Annotated in this window: 19 protein-coding genes and 1 pseudogene; 15 read left to right on the top strand and 5 right to left on the bottom strand. The window is 40.4% G+C overall.

The features are described from left to right. Positions 1-216 precede the first annotated feature (216 nt). Together G8761_RS15490 and G8761_RS15485 are read left to right on the top strand one after the other, a co-directional pair. Positions 217-984, top strand: a complete 768-nt coding sequence (locus G8761_RS15490; protein WP_166028226.1) for a 3-hydroxyacyl-CoA dehydrogenase — start codon at positions 217-219, stop codon at positions 982-984. A gap of 225 nt (positions 985-1,209) precedes the next feature. Beyond that, positions 1,210-1,389 (top strand): ATP-binding protein, encoded by a 180-nt coding sequence (locus G8761_RS15485; protein WP_420800261.1) that lies wholly within the window; start codon positions 1,210-1,212, stop codon positions 1,387-1,389. Between the two features lie 82 nt (positions 1,390-1,471). Here the strand turns inward: G8761_RS15485 and G8761_RS15480 are convergent, their stop codons facing one another. The 4 genes from G8761_RS15480 to map all read right to left on the bottom strand — a co-directional run bounded on the left by G8761_RS15480 (position 1,472) and on the right by map (position 4,075). Further along, a complete protein-coding gene (locus tag G8761_RS15480) occupies positions 1,472-2,029 on the bottom strand; it encodes a cysteine hydrolase family protein (protein WP_166028224.1) in 558 nt (185 codons plus the stop codon). A gap of 329 nt (positions 2,030-2,358) precedes the next feature. Beyond that, positions 2,359-2,706 carry a hypothetical protein gene (locus G8761_RS15475; protein WP_166028222.1) on the bottom strand — a complete coding sequence of 116 codons (348 nt, stop codon included), beginning with the start codon at positions 2,704-2,706 and terminating at the stop codon, positions 2,359-2,361. Positions 2,707-2,766: 60 nt separating this feature from the next. After that, positions 2,767-3,168 carry an NUDIX domain-containing protein gene (locus tag G8761_RS15470; RefSeq protein ID WP_166028220.1) on the bottom strand — a complete coding sequence of 134 codons (402 nt, stop codon included), beginning with the start codon at positions 3,166-3,168 and terminating at the stop codon, positions 2,767-2,769. 163 nt (positions 3,169-3,331) lie between these two features. After that, the gene (gene map, locus G8761_RS15465) at positions 3,332-4,075 is read right to left on the bottom strand and encodes a type I methionyl aminopeptidase (RefSeq protein WP_166028218.1); all 744 of its coding nucleotides are present in this window, start codon (positions 4,073-4,075) and stop codon (positions 3,332-3,334) included. A gap of 158 nt (positions 4,076-4,233) precedes the next feature. Between map and G8761_RS15460 the strand changes: the two genes are divergently transcribed. The 4 genes and pseudogenes from G8761_RS15460 to G8761_RS15450 all read left to right on the top strand — a co-directional run bounded on the left by G8761_RS15460 (position 4,234) and on the right by G8761_RS15450 (position 7,213). Beyond that, positions 4,234-4,776, top strand: a complete 543-nt coding sequence (locus G8761_RS15460; protein WP_166028216.1) for a hypothetical protein — start codon at positions 4,234-4,236, stop codon at positions 4,774-4,776. A 782-nt stretch (positions 4,777-5,558) separates the two neighbouring features. Next, a complete protein-coding gene (locus G8761_RS27285) occupies positions 5,559-5,753 on the top strand; it encodes a hypothetical protein (RefSeq protein ID WP_243450046.1) in 195 nt (64 codons plus the stop codon). Between the two features lie 76 nt (positions 5,754-5,829). Then, a complete protein-coding gene (locus G8761_RS27280) occupies positions 5,830-6,057 on the top strand; it encodes a Type 1 glutamine amidotransferase-like domain-containing protein (protein WP_338000967.1) in 228 nt (75 codons plus the stop codon). Between the two features lie 449 nt (positions 6,058-6,506). After that, positions 6,507-7,213, top strand: a pseudogene (locus G8761_RS15450) (class I SAM-dependent methyltransferase). 613 nt (positions 7,214-7,826) lie between these two features. On the opposite strand, the gene G8761_RS15445 reads toward G8761_RS15450, so the two are convergent. Beyond that, complete coding sequence (locus G8761_RS15445) at positions 7,827-8,132, bottom strand: TIGR04104 family putative zinc finger protein (protein ID WP_166028214.1); 306 nt, start codon at positions 8,130-8,132, stop codon at positions 7,827-7,829. 143 nt (positions 8,133-8,275) lie between these two features. Between G8761_RS15445 and G8761_RS15440 the strand changes: the two genes are divergently transcribed. The 9 genes from G8761_RS15440 (at position 8,276) to G8761_RS15400 (ending at position 20,157) form a co-directional block, all read left to right on the top strand. Next, positions 8,276-8,494, top strand: a complete 219-nt coding sequence (locus G8761_RS15440; RefSeq protein WP_166028212.1) for a hypothetical protein — start codon at positions 8,276-8,278, stop codon at positions 8,492-8,494. 737 nt (positions 8,495-9,231) lie between these two features. Then, the gene (locus tag G8761_RS15435) at positions 9,232-9,531 is read left to right on the top strand and encodes a hypothetical protein (protein ID WP_166028210.1); all 300 of its coding nucleotides are present in this window, start codon (positions 9,232-9,234) and stop codon (positions 9,529-9,531) included. A 120-nt stretch (positions 9,532-9,651) separates the two neighbouring features. Then, positions 9,652-11,688 carry a sigma-54-dependent Fis family transcriptional regulator gene (locus G8761_RS27655; RefSeq protein ID WP_166028208.1) on the top strand — a complete coding sequence of 679 codons (2,037 nt, stop codon included), beginning with the start codon at positions 9,652-9,654 and terminating at the stop codon, positions 11,686-11,688. 158 nt (positions 11,689-11,846) lie between these two features. Next, positions 11,847-13,370, top strand: coding sequence for an acyl-CoA synthetase (locus G8761_RS15425; RefSeq protein WP_166028206.1), 1,524 nt, complete (start codon positions 11,847-11,849; stop codon positions 13,368-13,370). A gap of 32 nt (positions 13,371-13,402) precedes the next feature. After that, complete coding sequence (locus tag G8761_RS15420; protein WP_166028417.1) at positions 13,403-14,548, top strand: acyl-CoA dehydrogenase family protein; 1,146 nt, start codon at positions 13,403-13,405, stop codon at positions 14,546-14,548. Positions 14,549-14,568: 20 nt separating this feature from the next. Further along, positions 14,569-15,708: a thiolase family protein gene (locus tag G8761_RS15415; RefSeq protein ID WP_166028204.1), complete on the top strand. Its 1,140-nt coding sequence runs from the start codon at positions 14,569-14,571 to the stop codon at positions 15,706-15,708. A 72-nt stretch (positions 15,709-15,780) separates the two neighbouring features. Further along, entirely contained in the window at positions 15,781-17,355 is a 1,575-nt protein-coding gene (locus G8761_RS15410; RefSeq protein WP_166028202.1) for a fatty acid--CoA ligase, read from the top strand. 1 nt (position 17,356) lies between these two features. Continuing rightward, complete coding sequence (locus G8761_RS15405; RefSeq protein WP_243450045.1) at positions 17,357-18,520, top strand: CaiB/BaiF CoA transferase family protein; 1,164 nt, start codon at positions 17,357-17,359, stop codon at positions 18,518-18,520. Between the two features lie 20 nt (positions 18,521-18,540). Beyond that, entirely contained in the window at positions 18,541-20,157 is a 1,617-nt protein-coding gene (locus tag G8761_RS15400) for a long-chain fatty acid--CoA ligase (RefSeq protein ID WP_166028200.1), read from the top strand. Positions 20,158-20,204 lie beyond the last annotated feature (47 nt).

The raw sequence follows: 20,204 nt of genomic DNA, 5'->3' as shown, positions 1-20,204 counted from the left end.
TGAGATTTGAGCCTTAGATGATAAACTGCCAATAATCCTTCTTGTGCTGAGCGTGCTAGAATTAATGAAAAATGATAAAGACTCACCTGGCAATAAAATGTTCATTTTCTGGCCGCGTTTTATACAAACTGTCCAGCCCGCATACATCAAATAGTCTCAACACTCTGTATTTTCCTTGGCATAAAAATTGCAGATATATAGGTGGGAGGGATAAAGATGAATGTTCAAGAATGTAAAGCGGTTGTGACAGGCGGTGCTTCTGGTCTAGGGGAAGCAACCGTAAGAAGGATAGTGAAAAATGGAGGACAGGCTGTTATATTAGATCTTTCAGAGGAGCTCGGCGGGGCGCTTGTCGAGGAACTTGGCGCTGCTGTTTCGTTTGTTAAGACAGACGTAACGAAGGAAGAGGATGTTGTGGCAGCACTTGAAGCAGCAGTGGGCAGGCTGGGTTCGATTAATACAGTTGTGAACTGCGCTGGTCTCGGTATTGCCGAAAAGGTTCTTGGTAAAAAAGGACCACACAGTCTCAACCTTTTCACTAAGATAATTTCCGTTAACCTGATTGGTACCTTTAATGTCTGCCGACTTGCGGCTGAAAAAATGATTCAGAACATCGAAAATCCTGCAGGTGAAAGAGGAGTCATTATCAATACTGCTTCAGTCGCTGCGTTTGAAGGACAGATTGGCCAGGCAGCTTACAGTGCCTCAAAAGGTGGTGTTGTTGGGTTAACTATGCCGCTTGCACGGGAATTTGCGAGGTATGGAGTACGGGTAATGACGATTGCGCCCGGCCTTTTCGATACACCCATGTTTGAATCTTTACCTGAGGAGGCGCGAGTGGCACTCGGTAAAATGGTTCCATTCCCATCACGGCTTGGTTTTCCAGAGGAGTACGCTCAGCTTGTTCAATCCATTGTAGAAAATCCGATGCTGAACGGAGAAACTATCCGCCTGGATGGAGCCATCAGAATGCAGCCTAAATAATGATACGAAAAATGACGTGTTTAAGGCACGTCATTTTCTTTTTATATAGTGAGAAAATATTATTTTAAAGGTAAAATTTATATATATTACGAGTGACATATTCCAAAACTGAAATAGTATGGAAACTTATTACAGGTAATGGAGGATCGCTGAAAAATTCAAATTCAGTTAAGAAAAGAGTCAGAATGTCATTGTGTCCTTAGTATCCAGGACGAGGGCTGAGGCATCCCTGAAGAGTTACTGCCTCGCTTAGGCGAACCTTTTTATACATTGAAGGAAAAGGGAACTGGTCTGGGATTAATGATCTGCCATAAAATTATAAAACAACACAAAGGGAACATTTATTATCAAAGTAAGCTAAATGAAGGCACTCTCGTTGAGATTACTTTTCCGTTAGTGAATTAAGATGCTGATTCATACATACAGAAAAAAGACCAGAAAATTACATTCCCCTGGTCTTTTTATTCCAATATTGCCAATCTAATTGTTATCTATTGCTGTCATGGAGAGGCTGGAATAAATCCACTTCGGTCTTTCTCACCATTGAAAAATGGTCGACATTGTAATGGCCATGAAGGACTTTATTATGATGACCAATAATTTGTTCCCCAGATAGTATGGTGTTACTAGTTGTTGAATGTCCGTCTTCCACAAGTGTAACATCAAATCCACTTACGGTCGCAGCCCTTACAGCTGTATCAATGCAGTGTTCAGTTTTGCATCCCATTATAACTAGATGTTCAACTTGGTTCTTTTTAAGTTCCTCTAATAATGGTGTTCCATAGAAGGAATTCGTTGCTTTTTTATCAAATATTTTAGCAGAAGGGGGAACCTTGATCTCTTGATGAATTTCAAATCCCATGCCTTTGCCCTCCGCAACATCCAGGTCCCGTATGAATACTATCAAGTGATCCAACTCTATAGCTTTACTTATAACGGTATTAATATTGTTGAGAAGTTCATCTTTTTTGAATACACTTTCCTCAGCCTTATTACCTTCTATCAATTCTTGTTGAGCATCAATAACTAATAGCGCTTGGTTCAATAAAAAAACTCCTTTACTTTAAAATGAAAAACCGGACCACCGTAGAGTTAAAGTAATTTTCATAAAAACCGCCCCCTTTAATGTTCTAATAATAGGTATTCGCAGTTAAATGATAAATTCCTGCAGGCTAATCGGTCCAAGGGGGACCCCGCAGTACATTGCCCCGGTGTGGAAATCAACAGGCAAGATTACCAAAGCCATTTAAATAAAAGGGAAGGTTAATAAAATAAGAAGGAAAAGGATATTAAGTTTATTAAATTAAGTTTATTTTATTAACTTTAGCGAGGGTAAAAATGAAGATTCACAAAAAATCATTTAGGTCACGTTCTCTAATTAGTAAAGAAAATATAATAGGATATTCCTATGAAAACCATATAAGCAGAGGTGACTCCATGCACCAAGTGAAGATTACTGCTTCGTTGTATGCGATACTTTTCCACTCCCCGTATGGCCTCTATGGCAGAAAGTATGAAAATTAAAACAGGAAAACCTCCGATTATTCCTTTGACTACAAAGATTCCTCCCAGTACAAATAAACTAAGAAAAATAATAAATCCCCATTTTGATTCAAACCCACTTTTTTCATTTTTACGATTAATGTCAAACTTCCTGGTCAGCCAATAAGCGATTCCAAAATAGAACAATATAGAAACAAATACCACCACAAAAAACTTCAAAATATCACATCTTTCTTTTCTCTCAAATTAGCGGTTTAAATAGATTAATAACAGAGCCATTTATAAAAATTTATACTCGAGCAGTTTTAAAGAATCAATCACTTTTGATACTTGTAAATCATCTTTCATTTCCTCTAAAGTATGCCATTTAACATCTGATAGAGTTTGTTTGCTGCCAGCCTCGGGGTCAAATCCAAGCGTCGCTATTTTGCCATCTATAGAATGTACTAAAAAGCATCTTACTTCTCCCGCATCATAGGAGTAGGAGAATAATAGTCGATCTACTTTTACATTTAAGTTTACCTCTTCTTTTACCTCTCGAATTACCGCTTCCTCGAAAGTTTCTCCAGCTTCTAATCCACCTCCCGGCAATGTCCAGAAAGTTTTATCAGGATATACTTCTTTCACCATTAAGATACAATTATCCTTAATAAGAGCAGCACAAGCCCTGGATCTATTCATGATTGTATCACCTCAAATGTATATTACCATAAAAATCCAGAACTGGATCAATAGCTAAGGAATATTAAAAAGGGATCTAACTGACATGGAAGGCAGCAGGCTGAAAAAAGAAGAAATTAAAAAGATGCGGCTGAAGCTGCATCTTTTTTGTCAATTATAATAACTATAAGGTGATAACAATCGGACCATCTTTTGTAAGGATGATGGTGTGTTCACATTGGGCTACAAAGCTGTTTTCTGTTACATAAGTCCATTCATCATCTTCGTATTGAAAAACTTCCTCTTCACGGGTTGAGATGAACGGTTCAAAAGCGATAACCATTCCTTCTTTTAGAAGCTCGTCATCCCACGTTTCATTAAAATTATAAATATGGTCAGGGGCCTCATGTATGGTCCGTCCTATTCCATGCCCCGTAAGATTCATGATAACAGTTAGTCCATTTTTCCTTGCAGTAGCAACTACTGCTTTGCCAAGTCCGCTTTTCTTAGAACCGGGCTTCGCTTTTTTTAAACCAGCTTCAAAGGCTTCAACAGCAGTTTCGCATACTTTTGTTAAAAGTGGATCACCTTTACCAACCACAAAAGAGATGCCAGTGTCGGCAAAATAACCATTTTTGGAGCCTGAAACATCCACATTTACTATATCGCCTTCATTTATCACACGGCTGCCTGGAATGCCGTGTGCCACTTCTTCATTTACACTTATACAGGTATATCCAGGGAAATCGTATTCTCCCATTGGGGCAGAAATCGCACCATGCTGTTCAAAAAGCTTGCCCGCTATTTCATCCAGTTCCTTTGTAGTTATACCCGGAACTGTCTTTTGTTTTAATTCCTCGCGAATCAAGGAAACAATTTTTCCAATTTCTTTTAATCCGTTAAAATCTTCTTCTGTCTTAGCTATCATGATTAATTCCCTTCCAATATCATTTGAATTTATTTTATTGTGATTTTATTAGATTATCCCTTTTTAGACTGAAAATCCAATTTTTACACTTTCTAAAATACATTCTTCGATTAATGAAGCCAAAGAAATGGGGAACCATAATAAAGGAGGGTATGCGTATGATCGTTTATCATGGTTCTATAAAGAAAATTGAACAGTTTAATAAAGAAATACTTGTTCAAAAATTAAGTAACGATATTGATACGATTGGGATTTGGTTCACTTCTGATACCGAATCAGCAAAGCCGTTTGCATTCGGAACCGAAACGGTGATCCAAAAATCGGATACCGAATTTTGGGAGGATGGGGAACCAAAAGTAGTCCAATTTGACAGGGAAGTAAGAGGATTTATATACAAGGTATATATGGATGAACCAAATCTAAAGGAATACCATTCTGATTATGAGGATACATATGATTTGTTTATGAAAGAACGAGACAAATATTGTGATTATTTAGGAGCCAAAAAAACCTGGAAGGATAAAGCGATTCTTTTAAATAAGGAAGAAGCCAATACAGAATTCCGCAAATATCTAATCCGTCAGGGATACGAAGGCTTAGTAGTACGAAACACTAAGTTAAATGGTTCTGTTACCGACATGTTTTGTATTTTTTCAGGAGACGCTCTGCATATAGTAGACGTCATATCAGTAGATGAGTAAAGACCTAAAAACAATTAACCATACGTAACTGGTGCATTGATCCAAGAAGGATTAATGCATTTTTTTGTTCAAATTCTTATAGACTATAATCGGATTGTTAAAAATTCTGGGGGGAGTATATATTAAGAACATTTGGCATCCTTAATAGAAAGAGTTTGTCCTCAATTAGGCTTCCTAAGAACATTGGACTCCTAAAAGTGCAGTCGTTTGTTCTCAACAAGGAATAAAATGGTAATTCAATCATTCAAACCAAGGATTTTTTCAAAAAAAAGGTTCATTAAGAACTTTTAGCATCCAGATAAGGAAGAGTTTGTCCTCTATAAGGCTTATTAAGAACTTTTGACTCCCAAAAGTGCAGTCGTTTGTTCTCAACAAGGAATAAAATGGAAATTTTATCATTAAAATCAAGGGCTTTTTCAAAAAAAAGGTTCATTAAGAACTTTCTGCATTCAGAAAAGGATGAGTTTGTCCTCTATAAGGCTTATTAAGAACATTTGGTTTCTAAAAGTGCAGTCGTTTGTTCTCAATGTGGAATAAAATGGTAATTTTATCATTAAAATCAAGGATTTTTTCAAAAAAAAGGTTCATTAAGAACTTTCAGCATCCAGATAAGGAAGAGTTTGTCCTCAAAGACTTATTAAGAACATTTGACTACTAAAAGTGATGTCGTATGTTCTTAAGGAGGAATATAAAGGGAATTCGATTCATGAAATCGAGGAATCTATTAAGGCAGGTATATTTTATGTCTAAGGTTCTACATATATCAAAGGGCTTCATTACAGATGAAATTAAACGGCGGTTTATACAAATTTTTTAATGGTCATTTAGAGAATAAAAAGGTAACTATCATTACTACTGCATCTTTAGAGAAGCAACATAATAAATATGCTGTTAAAGCAAACGAAGATTTAAAAAATATGGGGTTTAGGCATGGTGATTTTACCGATATAGAATTTGATCAACCGATATTCTTTTAAATTATGAAGTTATCTACATAAACGGAGGAAATCCTTTTTCTATGCTATACCACTTGAAGAAAAGCGAGCAGACATAGTGTTAAAGAAATTAACAATACAAAATGTTGTAATTGTGGGAGTAAGTGCTGGAGCTATTATACTAGGACCCAATATAGAAGTTGTAGATTTTTTCACACCAGAGATGAATACTGTGGAAATACATAATTTAACATCGATAGGAATTACAAATAACCCCCTTTTTCCGTATTACGGAAGGAAAGATTTATTTCCTGACCCGTCATCAGGTCCATTGAAGAAAGGTTAAAAGAGTTCGAAAGGAAGAAAAAATGTTCCGTTACGAGGTTAAAAGATGAGGAATTCTTACTTATAATTTAAGATTGTTCAAGTGACAAAAGAATAAGCCAAAGACCCACCTTCCAATCAAAGGAAGCTTTTAAGTAAAAAAATATAATCTCTGTAACACTAATGCAATATTTGTAACAAAATCCTGTCGTTCAACAATTAATGAATCGCTTTTAACCAATATAATAGCTTAATATAGAACTTTTACTAAAAGGAATAACCTACTATTTATTCCTATTATTAGGATTAAAAAGGTATTTCTAAGTGTCTTATTTTCATATAAAAAACGTCAGTCTTAGATAACATTATCTCTGGAATTAATGTAATTTTAATACGGATGTAAATAAAGAATAGGAAAATTTTAGTATACTTATTGAAACAAACTTCATTGTAAAGTAGGGATTCATAGTGCTGAAAGAAACTATTTTGGATTATGAAGATGTATTGAAAATGTTAGATTCGTTGATGCGTGAACCCACTCAATTCTGGGATAAATTTTATTTAGACCGAGAAAAGGGTATTCCTTTTTTTGTGAACTCTCCTGATGAAAATTTAGTAGGTTACTTTAAAAATAATTTACTCAAATCAGGAAAAGCTCTTGAATTAGGTTGTGGTCCTGGACGGAATGCAATTTTCTTAGCAGAAAAAGGATGTACAGTTGATGCAGTTGACTTATCTCATGAAACCATTAAATGGGCTAGGGAGCGTGCAATCGAAAGGGATGTGAATGTAAATTTTATTAAAGCAAACATATTTGACCTAGAAATGGATGAAGAAGTTTATGATATTGTTTATGATTCCGGCTGCTTTCATCATATTGCTCCCCACCGAAGAATAAGTTATTTAAACTTAGTGAAAAAAGCGTTAAAACCAAATGGTTTCTTTGCTTAACTTGTTTTATTCCAAATGGAGAGTTAGGGGGAGCGGAGATATCAGATTGGGAAGTATATAGATTGCTCAGCCTAAAAGGTGGATTGGGTTATTCAGAGGAAAAGTTAATTTCGATTTTTAAAGATTTTAAAGTAATCGAAATGAGAAAAATGAAAGAAGTAAACCCACCAAGTGACGTATTTGGGGTTAAAGGTTTAATGACTGCTCTATTTCAAAAAAGCGAATAAATTTATTAGTTCAAGTACCGGGTGCATTGATCCAAGAAGGATTAATGCACTTTTTTGTTGAAATTCTTATGGACTATAAGCGGGTTGTTAAAAATTCTGGGGGAGTATATATTAAGAACATTTGGCATCCTTAATAGGAAGAGTTTGTCCTCAATAAGGCTTATAAAGAACATTTGACTACTAAAAGTGCAGTCGTTTGTTCTTAACAAGGAATAAAATGGTAATTTCATCATTAGAATCAAGGATTTTTTCAAAAAAAAAGGTTCATTAAGAACTTTCTGCATTCAGAAAAGGAAGAGTTTGTCCTCAATAAGGCTTATCAAGAACATTTGACAACTAAAAGTGCATTCGAATGTTCTCAACAAGGAGTAAAATGGTAATTTCGCCATTAAAATCTAGGATTTTTTCATAAAAAAGGTTCATTAAGAACTTTCAGCATCCAGATAAGGAAGAGTTTGTCCTCAATAAGGCTTATTAAGAACATTTGGTTCCTAAAAGTTCAGTCGTATGTTCTTAAGGAGGAATATAAAGGGATTTCGATTCATGAAATCGAGGTATCTATTAAGGCAGGGATATTTTATGTCTAAAAGGAACGACACTTCTCCGTTCCCATTTACCAAAGCGGTCTTTCTTTACTATCAAACGAATAAATATAAGGCATCGTTAGAACCAAACAAACCCAAAGAATTACTATCAGTGGGATTAATGCGAAATTAGGGATATTAAATATCTGTAATCCAAATGATACGAAGAGGCAAAGGAGAGAAAGGTAACTAACTTTATTTCGAAATTTTGAACTGGGATACAACTTGGTTTTACAATTTGGACACCCTATGACTTGGTTAAATTTCCATAGTCTTTTAAAAATTGAAATCCACTTAAATTGATGATTGCAATTTGAACATTTTGGGAGACTCATTGAATTTTACCTCCTATAAGGTTAATTTTACCATTAAATTTAATTTTTTAAAGTGATATACGACCGTTTATTTTTAGCAGGATCAGGTTTTTTTATTTTCTCTTTTTTGTTAATATAGGATAAATTAGTCAAGGGGAAAATACATGGAAAAAATAAAAGCTTTCTTGAAAATAGAATCAGACTTTTTAAGGGATACAGTCCTTCTGCTTTTTTCTTTGAGCGTTGGCAGCGCTATGTTTTTTTATTCAGAACTTGCCTATAAATTGAAAGGTGCTCTTTTCATTATTTTTTCTTTCGTTATGGTGGGAAGCATTATTAAAGAGTTTAAGAGAATAATGAAGATAATTAATCAAAAAAGATAAAAAATATTTTTTGCAATGTGCTATTAGTTGGCAATGGGATTTTAATTTTTCTTATAAAACGGGGTAAACAACATGGCCTTTATACTCTTTATTATTTTATTTTTTATTATAATTAGTTATCGACTAGTAAAGTATAAGAGCCTAAACAAACCTCCTGTTACATATAACGACTATTTAAAATTATACGGGGATTCTAAAGTAAATCCCTTTAATAAAAAGAAATCTATTAAAATTTTAAAAGAAGCTTTAGAAGCAAATCATCATTTTTCATACTTTGAAAAGAAAGGCTTAATGCTTGAACTTGGGCTCCTATATGGTTCCTTATAGGAATATGAAAAAGCCATTCATTATCTGGACCAGGCGTTTTTGGATTTTAACGAACGAATAAAATATCATTCCAATTTAATCACTGCTCTAAAAATTTACCTTTTAGCAAATGAGATACAAAAAGCTCAATGCATTTTTGAGAATCTATTAAAACTGGAAAAATATGATCCAAAATATAAGAAGTTATTGAAAATTAAAGATGAGATTTATTAAAGTTAAAAGTTATACCTAAAATTGAAAGTTTTTGAAAAGGAATGATTATCCTAACTATTAAGGTTGGTCAATGGAGACCCCGCAGGAGCGGAAATCAACAGTAAAGTTAACAGCTCGATGTTTAAAGTATATTAAATGGAATTAGATTTCATATTTGGTATAATGCTAGAAAGAGTTAATATGAAAGGTGAGAGAAGATGAAATCGATTGTGAACAAAAAAGATGTCGAGAACTTTCTAAGCCATTTCAAGAATGTTGCTGATTATGATGATGATGGTAAAAAGTATTATTTCGTATTTGAAGATGTAACTCGGAATGGCGATTGGACTTTGATGTTTTACGAAATAGAAGATCAATGGACGATTCACGGCAAAGGACTTAATTATTGCGACCTTAGCGAAACGGAATTTGCAAAGGAAGAATTAGTTAACTTCCTATATAAAAACAGGAAATATGTAAACAAAGAAATTAAAAAGAAAAATATAGTATTAGTTTAAAATTTTAGTCCACTCGCTGGTTATTACGGCGAGTGTTTTTTTATTTTTACGTCATATCAACCATCATTTTTAAAAAATTCAAAAAATGGTAAAATTGATTTATTGATAGGGGGGCGTGACATGGAGCTAAGAGAGATCATGACGGAGATTGATTTTGTAGTAACAGAGGAAATGACTTTGCATGAAGCCATTGAGCTGATGTATGAAAAAAAAGTTAACCTGCTTCCTGTAATGAATTCAAAAAAGCAGCCAACCGGGGTTTTTACACGAAGCAGCATGTACCGAATGATTAAGGATGGCTGTCATTTAAAAGATTCAATTGAAAAATACATAAAGCGTGAGGTCGAAACGATTAGCATCTCTACACCTTCTGAACAGATAGAAGAAATAGTAAAGTCTAGTAAGGTCGGCAACGGGATTGTTTTGAATGATGATGGGACAGTATCTGGCATTTTGACCAAAACAGATATGGTTATGTCACTTCTTGAATCGGTAAGCAATTTAAAAAATCAGTTGGAGACGATCTTGGAACATACCAATATGGGTGTCCTTGTGACGGATCAGAATCGAAGCATCTCTTTTATTAATCCGAAGCTGCATGAAATGAGCGGAAAACAGCTTATTGGCGGAAGAGCCGATATGGTCTTCCCTGAGTTAGGAGCTATTTTCTCAGGTGAAGAGTCCTTCATATCCTGCAATGTTGAGGGAGTTAATACTGTTGCCACTCTTTCATCCTATGAAGCCGGATATATTATTCTTTTTCGAGATACATCAGAAATCGAAAGAATGGCATCCGAGCTTCAAACAGTGAAAGGATTAAAAAAATCGCTTGAAACCGCTCTTGAAAATGCTTATGACGGCATTTTAATGGCGGATGAAAATGGACGGATTAGGATGGTTAACCCTCCACTCATGGACTTATTCAGCCTTCAGGAAGCAAATGTATTAAATAAACCAGTGGAAAAAGTGCTTCCGGAGCTTCAGCTTAGCCGTGTTTACAAAAGCGAGAGTGCAGAGATCAGTGATTTCATGGAGATCAATGGAATAAAATACATTGTCCATCGGATTCCGATATTGGAGGGCGGAAAGGTTATTGGCGCATTAGGAAAAGTTATGTTCAGGCAGCTGAATGAAGTCAGTGAAATGTTCAAAAGACTGCAGCGTGCTGAAAGTAAAGCAAATTTTTACCAGCAGCAGTACAGCAAGGCGGAAACGGCCAAGTATACATGGGATCAAATATGGAGCGTTAATCCTTACATGGAGAAACTAAAAAGCAGTGCCGCCAAGGCTGCAAAGGGCCGCTCGACTGTTCTCATTAGGGGTGAAAGCGGAACTGGCAAGGAACTGTTTGCGCATGCGCTACACAATAGCAGTGCGAGGTCCAGCGGGAAATTTGTTATCGTCAATTGTGCAGCGATACCGGAGGAACTGTTAGAATCAGAGTTTTTCGGCTATGAAGAAGGAGCTTTTACTGGGGCGAGGCAAAAGGGCAAGCTTGGGAAGTTTGATCTCGCAAACGGGGGAACGCTGTTTTTGGATGAAATTGGCGACATGTCCGTGACGCTTCAGGCAAAGCTGCTGAGAGTCCTTCAGGAGCGGGAGTTTTACCGGGTTGGAGGAACGAAGAAAGTCCATGTGGATGTAAGGATTGTCGCCGCAACGAATCGCGACCTGGAGAAGATGGTGGCAGACGGTACGTTTAGGGAAGACCTTTATTACCGTTTGAACGTTATTTCTCTAAATGTTCCTCCTCTTAGGGAAAGACGTGAAGATATCCCATTTTTAATACAGAAGCTGATAGAAGAGCTAAACAAAATGCTCGGAACAGCCATAACAGGAATAGAGGACGAGGCGAAGAGTTCACTTTTCCATTATTGTTGGCCGGGAAATGTCAGGGAGCTAAAGAATATACTTGAACGGGGGATGACCTTCGCAGAGCATGGAAAAATTCAGATGGAGGATTTGCCGGATTATTTGCTGAAAACACTGTCTGAAAAGAAACCCGCTCTGGCCATTTCGCTTGTTGAAAATGCAGAGCTTGAAGCAATCAGAAATGCGCTGGACGAGATGAAGGGAAACAAAGCGAAGGCTGCTAGGATGCTGGGAATCAGCCGTTCCGGTTTATATGAAAAAATTAAAAAGTACCAGCTTCAATAACAGTGTCCATTAATCGGACACTTTTTTCTTTTTCTGTCAGACATGAAAACAGGAAATGACCATATAAGATGCTGGAAACGGATAGTAGTTGTTTTTAGAAAATTGGCACAATAATTGCATTGAATAAAAGAGAACGAAAATTTAGGAGGGGATGGCAAATGCATATCGGCGGCTTTCTGGCCCAAAACGCACGGAAATTTCCTGAAAGATTTGCAGTGGAGTGTGAAGGACGGACTTATACATATGGTGAATTCAACACGTCCGTAAACCGACTTGCACATGGTTTAATCAGCCTTGGCGTTAAAAAAGGAGAAAAGGTTGCCCTTTTTATGAAGAACTCCGACCATTTCATGATTTCCTTTTTTGCAGCTGCCAAAATTGGTGCTGTAGTCGTCCCAGTTAATTTTAGGCTGGCAGCGAACGAAGTCCAGTATATCTTCAGCCAATCCGACACTATTCTCGTCATTTGTGACAGCGAGTTTGAGGAAACCTTAATGAAAGCGAAAGAAGGGACTAAAATCCGAACTGTGATTTCGGTCGGAGATGCTGTCAGAGAAGGAATACTGAAATATGAAAATATCCTTTCTGATAATGTGAATGAACCTGAAATAGAAATTTCTGCATCTGATGATTTGGAAATTCTTTATACATCAGGTACGACAGGAAGGCCGAAAGGAGCATTATTTGACCATCAAAGGATTTTTAATGTCAGCCTCGTGATGCTTGTTAATATGGAGCTCAAACAGGATGAGGTTTTCCTGCACCTTGCACCACTCTTCCACTCAGCCGAGCTGAATTTGTTTATGATTTCAGGAGTGATTCTTGGCGGAGGGCATTATGTTCACCGGGATTTCCATCCGGTGAAGGCTTTGCAGGCCATTCAGGAGCACAAAGTTACCAACTTTTTTGCTGTGCCGGCCATGTACAATTTTATGCTTCAGGTTCCGAATGTGGATGATTATAACCTTTCCTCTGTTAGAAGATGTGGGTACGGGGCTGCACCTATGCCTCCTGAACTTGTAAGAAAGAGCATCGCAGCATTCAAGACTGACCGTTTTTACAATTTATGCGGCCTGACAGAGGCCGGTCCGGGAGGAATCGTACTGGATCCGGAAAGCCACAAACGTCACCTCGGGAAAGGTGGCAAGGCGATGTTTTTGACTGAAGCCCGTGTGGTTCATGAAAACGGCGAAGATATTAAGCCAGGGTCTGTTGGGGAGTTTATCCTCCGAGGTGAAACCATTATGAAGGAATATTATAAAAAGCCTGAAGAGACAAAGGCCACCTTCAAGGATGGATGGCTATACACCGGTGACCTGGCGACGATTGACGAGGAAGGTTATATGACCCTTGTCGACCGAAAAAAAGACATGATCATCTCAGGTGGGGAAAATGTCTATTCGGCGGAAGTGGAAGTGGTTCTATATGAACACCCTGCGATTTTAGAAGCTGCCATTATTGGTGTTCCCGATGAGGTATGGGGAGAAGCTGTATCTGCAGTCATTGTTTTAAAGGAAGGCGCTGAGGTTGAAGAGCAGGAACTGAGAAGCTTCTGCCGGCAAAGGCTGGCTGGCTATAAGGTGCCGCGTCATATTTTCTTCGAAAAAGAACTGCCAAGGAATGCATCAGGTAAAATCCTGAAATATCAGCTCCGCAAAAAAATGAGCGGACTTACTGTGTGATTTATAAAAAAATTGAAAAGAGGTACGGATACGTGAAGCATCCATTTTTAACTGACGACCATGAGATTTTTCGTAAATCATTAAGAAAATTTTTAGAAAAAGAAGCTGCCCCTTTTTATGAAAAATGGGAAGAAGACAGGCTGATTCCTCGTTCTTTTTGGAGGAAGATGGGTGAACAAGGCTTTCTTTGCCCTGATACGGATGAAAAGTATGGAGGAAGCGGAGTGGATTGGGGGTTTTCTGCAGTAATTAACGAGGAGCTGGAGCGGGTTGGCTCGGGGTTAGTCGGCGTTGGCCTTCATAGTGATATTGTCGTACCTTATATTGTTTCCTATGGAACCGAGGAGCAAAAACAACGCTGGCTGCCAAGCTGTGTGACAGGAGAAATCATTACTGCCATTGCTATGACAGAGCCAGGTACTGGTTCTGATCTTGCGAATATCAAAACAACGGCGAGGCTTGAAGGAGATCATTATGTTCTCAATGGACAAAAGACCTTCATTACAAATGGAATTCAGTCAGATTTGGTGGTCGTAGCATGTAAAACAGATCCAAACGCTAATCCAAAACACAAGGGAGTCAGCCTTATTGTGGTGGAAAGAGACGCACCGGGTTTTTCTAGGGGAAGGAAACTGAACAAAGTTGGTCTTCATTGCCAGGATACCGCTGAGCTGATTTTCGAGGACTGCAGAGTTCCGAAAGAAAATCTTCTTGGAGAAGAAGGGAAGGGCTTTACTTATCTGATGGAAAAGCTTCAGCAGGAACGACTTCTTGTCGCGATTGCCGCCCAGGCTGCGGCTGAGGAGATGTTCAGGATGACGCTCGAATATGTAAAAAGCAGGGAGGCTTTCGGCCGTCCTGTCGGGCAGTTCCAGAACACACAATTTAAAATGGCCGAGATGGCTACTGATATTGAAATGGGCAGAGCTTTCCTTGACTCGCTGATAGCGGAGCACTTGGCTGGAGAAAATATTGTGACCAAAGTATCGATGGCGAAGTGGAAACTGACCGATGCTGCAAGGAAAATAGCCACAGAGTGCATGCAGCTTCACGGTGGTTATGGCTATATGGAAGAATACGAGATTGCCAGGCGGTACAGAGATATTCCGGTAGCAAGTATTTATGCAGGGACCAACGAAATTATGAAAGTCATCATTGCTAAAAATCTGGGTCTATAAATGAAAGCGAGGAGAAACCAATGAGAGAAGTTGTGATTGTTGAAGGTGTAAGAACTGCAGTTGGGAGAAGAAACGGAGCATTAAAGGATATCCGTCCGGATGACCTGGCAGCTATCGCATTAAAGGAATTGGTGAAGCGGGCAGGGATTGATCCCAAGTTGGTTGAGGATGTTATCTTAGGCTGTGTTACCCAAGCTGGCGAGCAGGCAGGAGATATTGCCAGGGTGTCCGCACTGATTGCTGGTTTCCCGATTGAGGTGCCGGGTACCACGATTGACCGCCAGTGCGGGTCAAGCCAGCAGGCAGTCCATTTTGCAGCACAGGCCATTCTTGCCGGAGATATGGATGTGGTTATCGCAGGCGGAGTGGAGAGCATGTCGCGTGTACCGATGGGTTCGAATTATCAGGGAGCCGGATTCAGTCAGCAGCTGAAAGATCGTTATGAAATGATTCATCAGGGATTATCCGCTGAGCGAATTGCGGAAAACTATGGATTTACGAGGGCGGAGCTTGACCAGTTCTCTCTGGAAAGCCATCAAAAAGCATTACGTGCACAGGCAGAAGGATATTTTGATCGGGAGATCGTGCCGGTGGAGCTTGAAGATGGAAGTGTGTTTTCCAAGGATTCCGGGCCGCGTGAAGGAACATCACTTGAGGTATTGGGAGGCTTAAAGCCTGCCTTTAGCGAAAATGGAGTTATACATGCAGGGAACTCCAGCCAGATTAGTGATGGGGCTGCTGTATTGCTATTGATGAGCCGTGAAAAGGTGGAGGAGCTTGGACTGAAGCCTCGTTTCAAGGTCCATACCCGTGTGGTTGTCGGATCAGATCCGACGTTAATGCTGACTGGACCGATTCCCGCTACATTTAAGACACTTGAAAAATCAGGTCTTTCAATAGATGAGATAGATATTTTTGAAGTTAACGAGGCATTTGCGCCTGTTCCTATGGCATGGCTGAAGGAGACTGGAGCAGATCCAGAGAAACTGAATCCAAATGGAGGCGCCATTGCGCTGGGCCACCCGCTTGGCGGAAGCGGCGCCCGCCTGATGGTTACCATGATGCACGAGCTGGAACGCAGCGGCGGACGATATGGACTGCAAACAATGTGCGAAGGCCACGGAATGGCCAATGCCACCATCATCGAACGACTGGATTAAAGCAACGCTATACTAGAGCCTTTTTTGAACCATTCTGATGTTAAAAAAATCAATTAAAACGGAGGGATAATAATGGGTACGACGATTGGCAGGATCTTTGATTTGACGGTACAGAAATATCCAAATAAAAAGGCCATTTATGATGTGCGAAAAAACGTTCGCTGGACATACAAAGAATGGAACGTGCAGGTTAATAAACTGGCCAACGCTTTGCTTGCCGAGGGTGTCAGAAAGGGAGACCGCGTTTCTACCTTTTTATTCAATACGGAAGAGCTTGCGACGTCCTATTTTGCCTGCACTAAAATGGGGGCCGTCTTTAACCCGATTAACTTCCGACTGACGCCCGAAGAGGTTGCGTTTATTCTGCAGGATGCAGCTCCAAAGGTTGTACTTTTTGAAAAAGTGCTTGAGCCGGTTGTTGCGGCAATTGAAAAACGATTTCCTGAAATCGCCTTCTGGTACATTGACAAGGAGGTACCAGATTACGCTGCGAGCTATCAGGAAAGGGTGGCTGATGCACCGGAAATGACACCTGAAGCAGATATCGATGAAAACGACTTATATGCCATCATGTACACGAGTGGGACAACTGGAAGGCCAAAGGGTGTCCTCCATTCACATAGGGACATGGTTGAACAAAGCTTGGTTGTCATTGGGGCAACGCGGCTGGATTCCTATGATGTTGGTCTTGTGACTGCACCAATGTTCCACTGTGCCGAACTGCACTGTGCCTTTTTGCCAAGAGTCCATGTCGGAGCAAGTAATGTCATCCTTCATCAATTTGAACCGAAAAAGGTCCTCAACCTAATTGAAGAAGAGGGCATCACGAAGCTTTTTGCGGCGCCAACGATGTGGAAAATGCTCCTCCAAGAAGATTTACAGGAGTACAACATTAGCAGCCTGAAGCTTGGATTGTACGGTGCAGCACCTATGGCTCCTGCGCTTGTCCATGCATGTCACGACAAATTGGGAATCTCTCTTGTCCAAGCATATGGAATGACCGAAATGGGGCCGGCAATTACTTTCCTTGGTGAAAAAGATCAGTTAACAAAGGCAGGATCTGCTGGTCAGGCTTGCCTAAACCATGAAATCCGGATTGTTCGCCCAAATGAGGACAGCCCATCCGATCCTGACGATATCATGCCTCCGGGAGAAACGGGAGAAATCATCGTAAAGGGTCCATGTATGATGGCGGGATATTTTCAAAGGGAAGAAGCTACTGAAAAATCTTTATACAATGGCTGGTACCATTCCGGAGATATTGGCTACCTTGATGAAGAAGGCTATTTGTGGGTTAAGGACCGGGTGGACGATATGATCATCTCTGGCGGAGAAAATATTTATCCGAGGGAAGTCGAAGATATCCTGCATTCCCATAAAGGTGTCCTGGATGCAGCGGTGGTCGGGCAGCCGGATGACCGTTGGGGAGAAACCGTAACGGCGTTTGTTGTAAAAAAGGATGCTTCCGTCACGGAGGAAGAGCTCGACGAATATTGCAAGAACAGTGATCAGCTCGCCAATTACAAGCGTCCTCGTAAATACTTTTTCCTTGATACCCTTCCAAGGAATGCAAGCGGCAAAATCCAAAAGTTTATTCTTCGTAAGGAACTGGAGGAGTTGTTTCTTCCAGACAAGGGGGCAAAGTAGGATGCTGGAGGGAAAAATGGAGAGGCTTAAAAGTGGCTTACTTCAAGGAGTTACTGTCTTAGATTTCAGCCACTATCTCCCAGGCCCATTCGCAACACTAAGGCTTTCTGAAATGGGTGCTGAGGTAATCAAGGTGGAGCCTCCTTCCGGCGACCCGGCCCGGTCAACAGGTCCGCAAATGAATGGGAGTGGAATCGTCTTTGAGGCGAATAACCTGCGAAAAAAGAGCGTGACGTTAAACCTCAAGCATGAAACAGGAAGGGGAATTGCCCTAAGCCTTATACAGGAAGCAGATGTTTTGATCGAAAGCTTTCGGCCTGGTGTAATGAAAAAACTCGGCCTTGGATATGAGGAGACCGCAACTGTAAATCCCAAACTGATCTACTGCTCCATTTCTGGATACGGACAGGATGGTATGCTAAGCGAACTTGGAAGCCATGACATTAATTATATGGCTTTAAGCGGAATGCTCGCCCAGCTAAAGGACGAACATGGCAAGCCGCTTCATCCCTCCAATACGTTTGCCGATTTTATCGGAGGAATGGCTGCCAACGAACGAATTCTGGCTGGCCTTGTTTCCCGGGGCCTGACTGGCCGGGGCAGCTATCATTCGATTTCCATTACAGAAGTGATGGCCTCTTTTATGGTCAACCACGTAATGGTTGAAAAAGAAACCGGAGCAGGGAATGGCATTGATGTACTAGGCGGAACTGTGGTCTCGTACTCTTTATACGAGACAAAGGATGGCCGGTTTGTCAGCCTTGGAGCTTTGGAACCAAAGTTCTGGAACTATTTTTGCCAGGGTGTCGGCCGGCAAGATTGGATCCCCGCCCAGTTTTCTCCGAAATTAATGGATAATTCCGTCTACAGGGAAATGACCGAACTTTTTAAAAGCAGGAATTTAGGAGAATGGATTGAGTTTGGTATGAAAACAGACTGCTGCCTGGCACCAGTCCTGGAAACAGGGGAGCTTGCTAAGCATCCATATTTTTTAGAAAAAGGTTCAGTTTTTAGCGGAGGACATATAAAGATGCATAGTGGAATTCATACAGGAACTTGGACACCAGCTCCTGAAAAGGGAGAGCATACTGATAAAGTGCTTAAGGATTTGCTGAAAGCATCCGATAGCGAACTATTGGCATGGAGAAATGCAGGCGTCATCTAAATTGGAAGGGGTTGCGTGTAATGATGAATGTTCCTTTGACTGTCGGTTCCATGCTGGAAAGGGCAGAGAAATTTTTCCCAAAGAAAGAGGTAATATCAAGAACGCTTTCAGGTGTCCACCGGTTTACCTATAAAGAAATCGGCTCTCGAACACGGAAGCTGGCGGCTGCTCTGGAAAGACTTGGAGTCGGACGGGGAGACAAAGTAGGGACTGTTGCCTGGAATCACCATCGCCATCTTGAGTGTTATTTTGCAGCACCTGGCATGGGGGCGGTCCTGCACACCATTAATATCAGACTATCTGCTGAGCATATTGCCTACATCATTAATCATTCAGAAGACAAGGTCTTGTTGATCGATGAAGATTTAGTACCGCTTATCGAACGGGTTCAGGATCAGCTGAAGACAGTGTCGGCTTACATTATTATGACAGACAGCGACGTACTTCCTTCCACAACCCTAGACCCAGTGTTCTCCTATGAAAAGCTGATTAGCGAAAGCGATGGGAAATTTGAATTTATTAAGGACCTGGACGAAAATGAACCTGCAGGAATGTGCTATACTTCCGCAACAACTGGAAACCCAAAGGGTGTCGTTTATTCGCATCGAGGCCTTGTCCTCCACAGCTTTGCACTTGGGCTAGCTGATACAGCAGCCATTTCTGAATATGATGTTTGCATGCCGGTTGTACCTATGTTCCATGCGAACGCCTGGGGCCTGCCATTTGCCGCAACCTGGTTTGGTTCGACACAGGTATTGCCTGGACCTCAATTTACCCCGAAGCTATTAGCTGAACTAATCTCATCGGAAAAGGTTACTTTGACGGCAGGCGTACCAACCATTTGGCTTGGTTTGCTGAATGAGCTGGAAAACGGTTCATACGATACCTCTTCGCTAAGGGCTATACTTTGCGGTGGCTCTGCGGCTCCGCGCGGAATCATAAAAGCTTTCGAAACTAAATTCGGCATACCATTTTTACATGCATACGGCATGACTGAGACCACGCCAATTGCCACTATATCGCGCCTGAAAAGCTATCAGAATGATCTTGATGACGAGGATATGCTCGATGTCAGGTCAAAGCAGGGCCTTCTAGTTCCTGGGTTGGAAATGAAGGTTATCGGGGCAAATGGTGAGGTAGCCTGGGATGGCAGCGAGATGGGTGAATTACTCTTGCGGGGTCCGTGGATTGCAGATGAATATTATATGGATGAACGTTCATCTGATGCGTTCAGGGACGGCTGGCTGTACACAGGAGATGTTGCAACCGTTGATGAAGAGGGAGTCGTAAAGCTTGTTGACCGGACAAAGGATTTGATTAAGAGCGGCGGAGAATGGATTTCTTCTGTAGATCTGGAAAATGCTTTAATGGCTCATGAGGGAATTTTCGAAGCGAGTGTCATTGCTGTACCTCATTCACAATGGCAGGAGCGGCCACTTGCATGTGTGGTTCTGAAGCCAGCATTCCAGGGAAAAGTCAGCAAGGATGATCTCCTTGAATTCCTTGCACCCCAATTTGCCAAATGGTGGCTCCCGGATGACATTGTATTCATGGAGGAAATCCCTAAAACATCGGTCGGCAAATTTCTCAAACGTGCGTTGAGGGAGCAATTGAAGGACCATCTTGTAAATAATTAGTAATGAAAGGAGACCGTTTCAACTGACGGTCTCTTTAAAAATTACAG

The organism is Neobacillus terrae (genome assembly GCF_011393025.1).
GTDB classification, from domain to species: Bacteria; Bacillota; Bacilli; order Bacillales; family Cytobacillaceae; genus Neobacillus_A; species Neobacillus_A terrae.
This window is presented reverse-complemented; position numbering and strand designations above follow the sequence as displayed.

Bases quoted from the DNA above. Each gene is read 5' to 3' on its own strand.
- G8761_RS15440 (WP_166028212.1), top strand. From the start codon at position 8,276: ATGGAAAAAATAAAAGCTTTCTTGAAAATAGAATCAGACTTTTTAAGG.
- G8761_RS15470 (WP_166028220.1), bottom strand. From the start codon at position 3,168: ATGAATAGATCCAGGGCTTGTGCTGCTCTTATTAAGGATAATTGTATC.
- map (WP_166028218.1), bottom strand. From the start codon at position 4,075: ATGATAGCTAAGACAGAAGAAGATTTTAACGGATTAAAAGAAATTGGA.
- G8761_RS15405 (WP_243450045.1), top strand. From the start codon at position 17,357: ATGCTGGAGGGAAAAATGGAGAGGCTTAAAAGTGGCTTACTTCAAGGA.
- G8761_RS27285 (WP_243450046.1), top strand. From the start codon at position 5,559: ATGAAATTAAACGGCGGTTTATACAAATTTTTTAATGGTCATTTAGAG.
- G8761_RS15435 (WP_166028210.1), top strand. From the start codon at position 9,232: ATGAAATCGATTGTGAACAAAAAAGATGTCGAGAACTTTCTAAGCCAT.
- G8761_RS15445 (WP_166028214.1), bottom strand. From the start codon at position 8,132: ATGAGTCTCCCAAAATGTTCAAATTGCAATCATCAATTTAAGTGGATT.
- G8761_RS15490 (WP_166028226.1), top strand. From the start codon at position 217: ATGAATGTTCAAGAATGTAAAGCGGTTGTGACAGGCGGTGCTTCTGGT.
- G8761_RS15425 (WP_166028206.1), top strand. From the start codon at position 11,847: ATGCATATCGGCGGCTTTCTGGCCCAAAACGCACGGAAATTTCCTGAA.
- G8761_RS15410 (WP_166028202.1), top strand. From the start codon at position 15,781: ATGGGTACGACGATTGGCAGGATCTTTGATTTGACGGTACAGAAATAT.
- G8761_RS15460 (WP_166028216.1), top strand. From the start codon at position 4,234: ATGATCGTTTATCATGGTTCTATAAAGAAAATTGAACAGTTTAATAAA.
- G8761_RS15415 (WP_166028204.1), top strand. From the start codon at position 14,569: ATGAGAGAAGTTGTGATTGTTGAAGGTGTAAGAACTGCAGTTGGGAGA.
- G8761_RS15400 (WP_166028200.1), top strand. From the start codon at position 18,541: ATGATGAATGTTCCTTTGACTGTCGGTTCCATGCTGGAAAGGGCAGAG.
- G8761_RS27655 (WP_166028208.1), top strand. From the start codon at position 9,652: ATGGAGCTAAGAGAGATCATGACGGAGATTGATTTTGTAGTAACAGAG.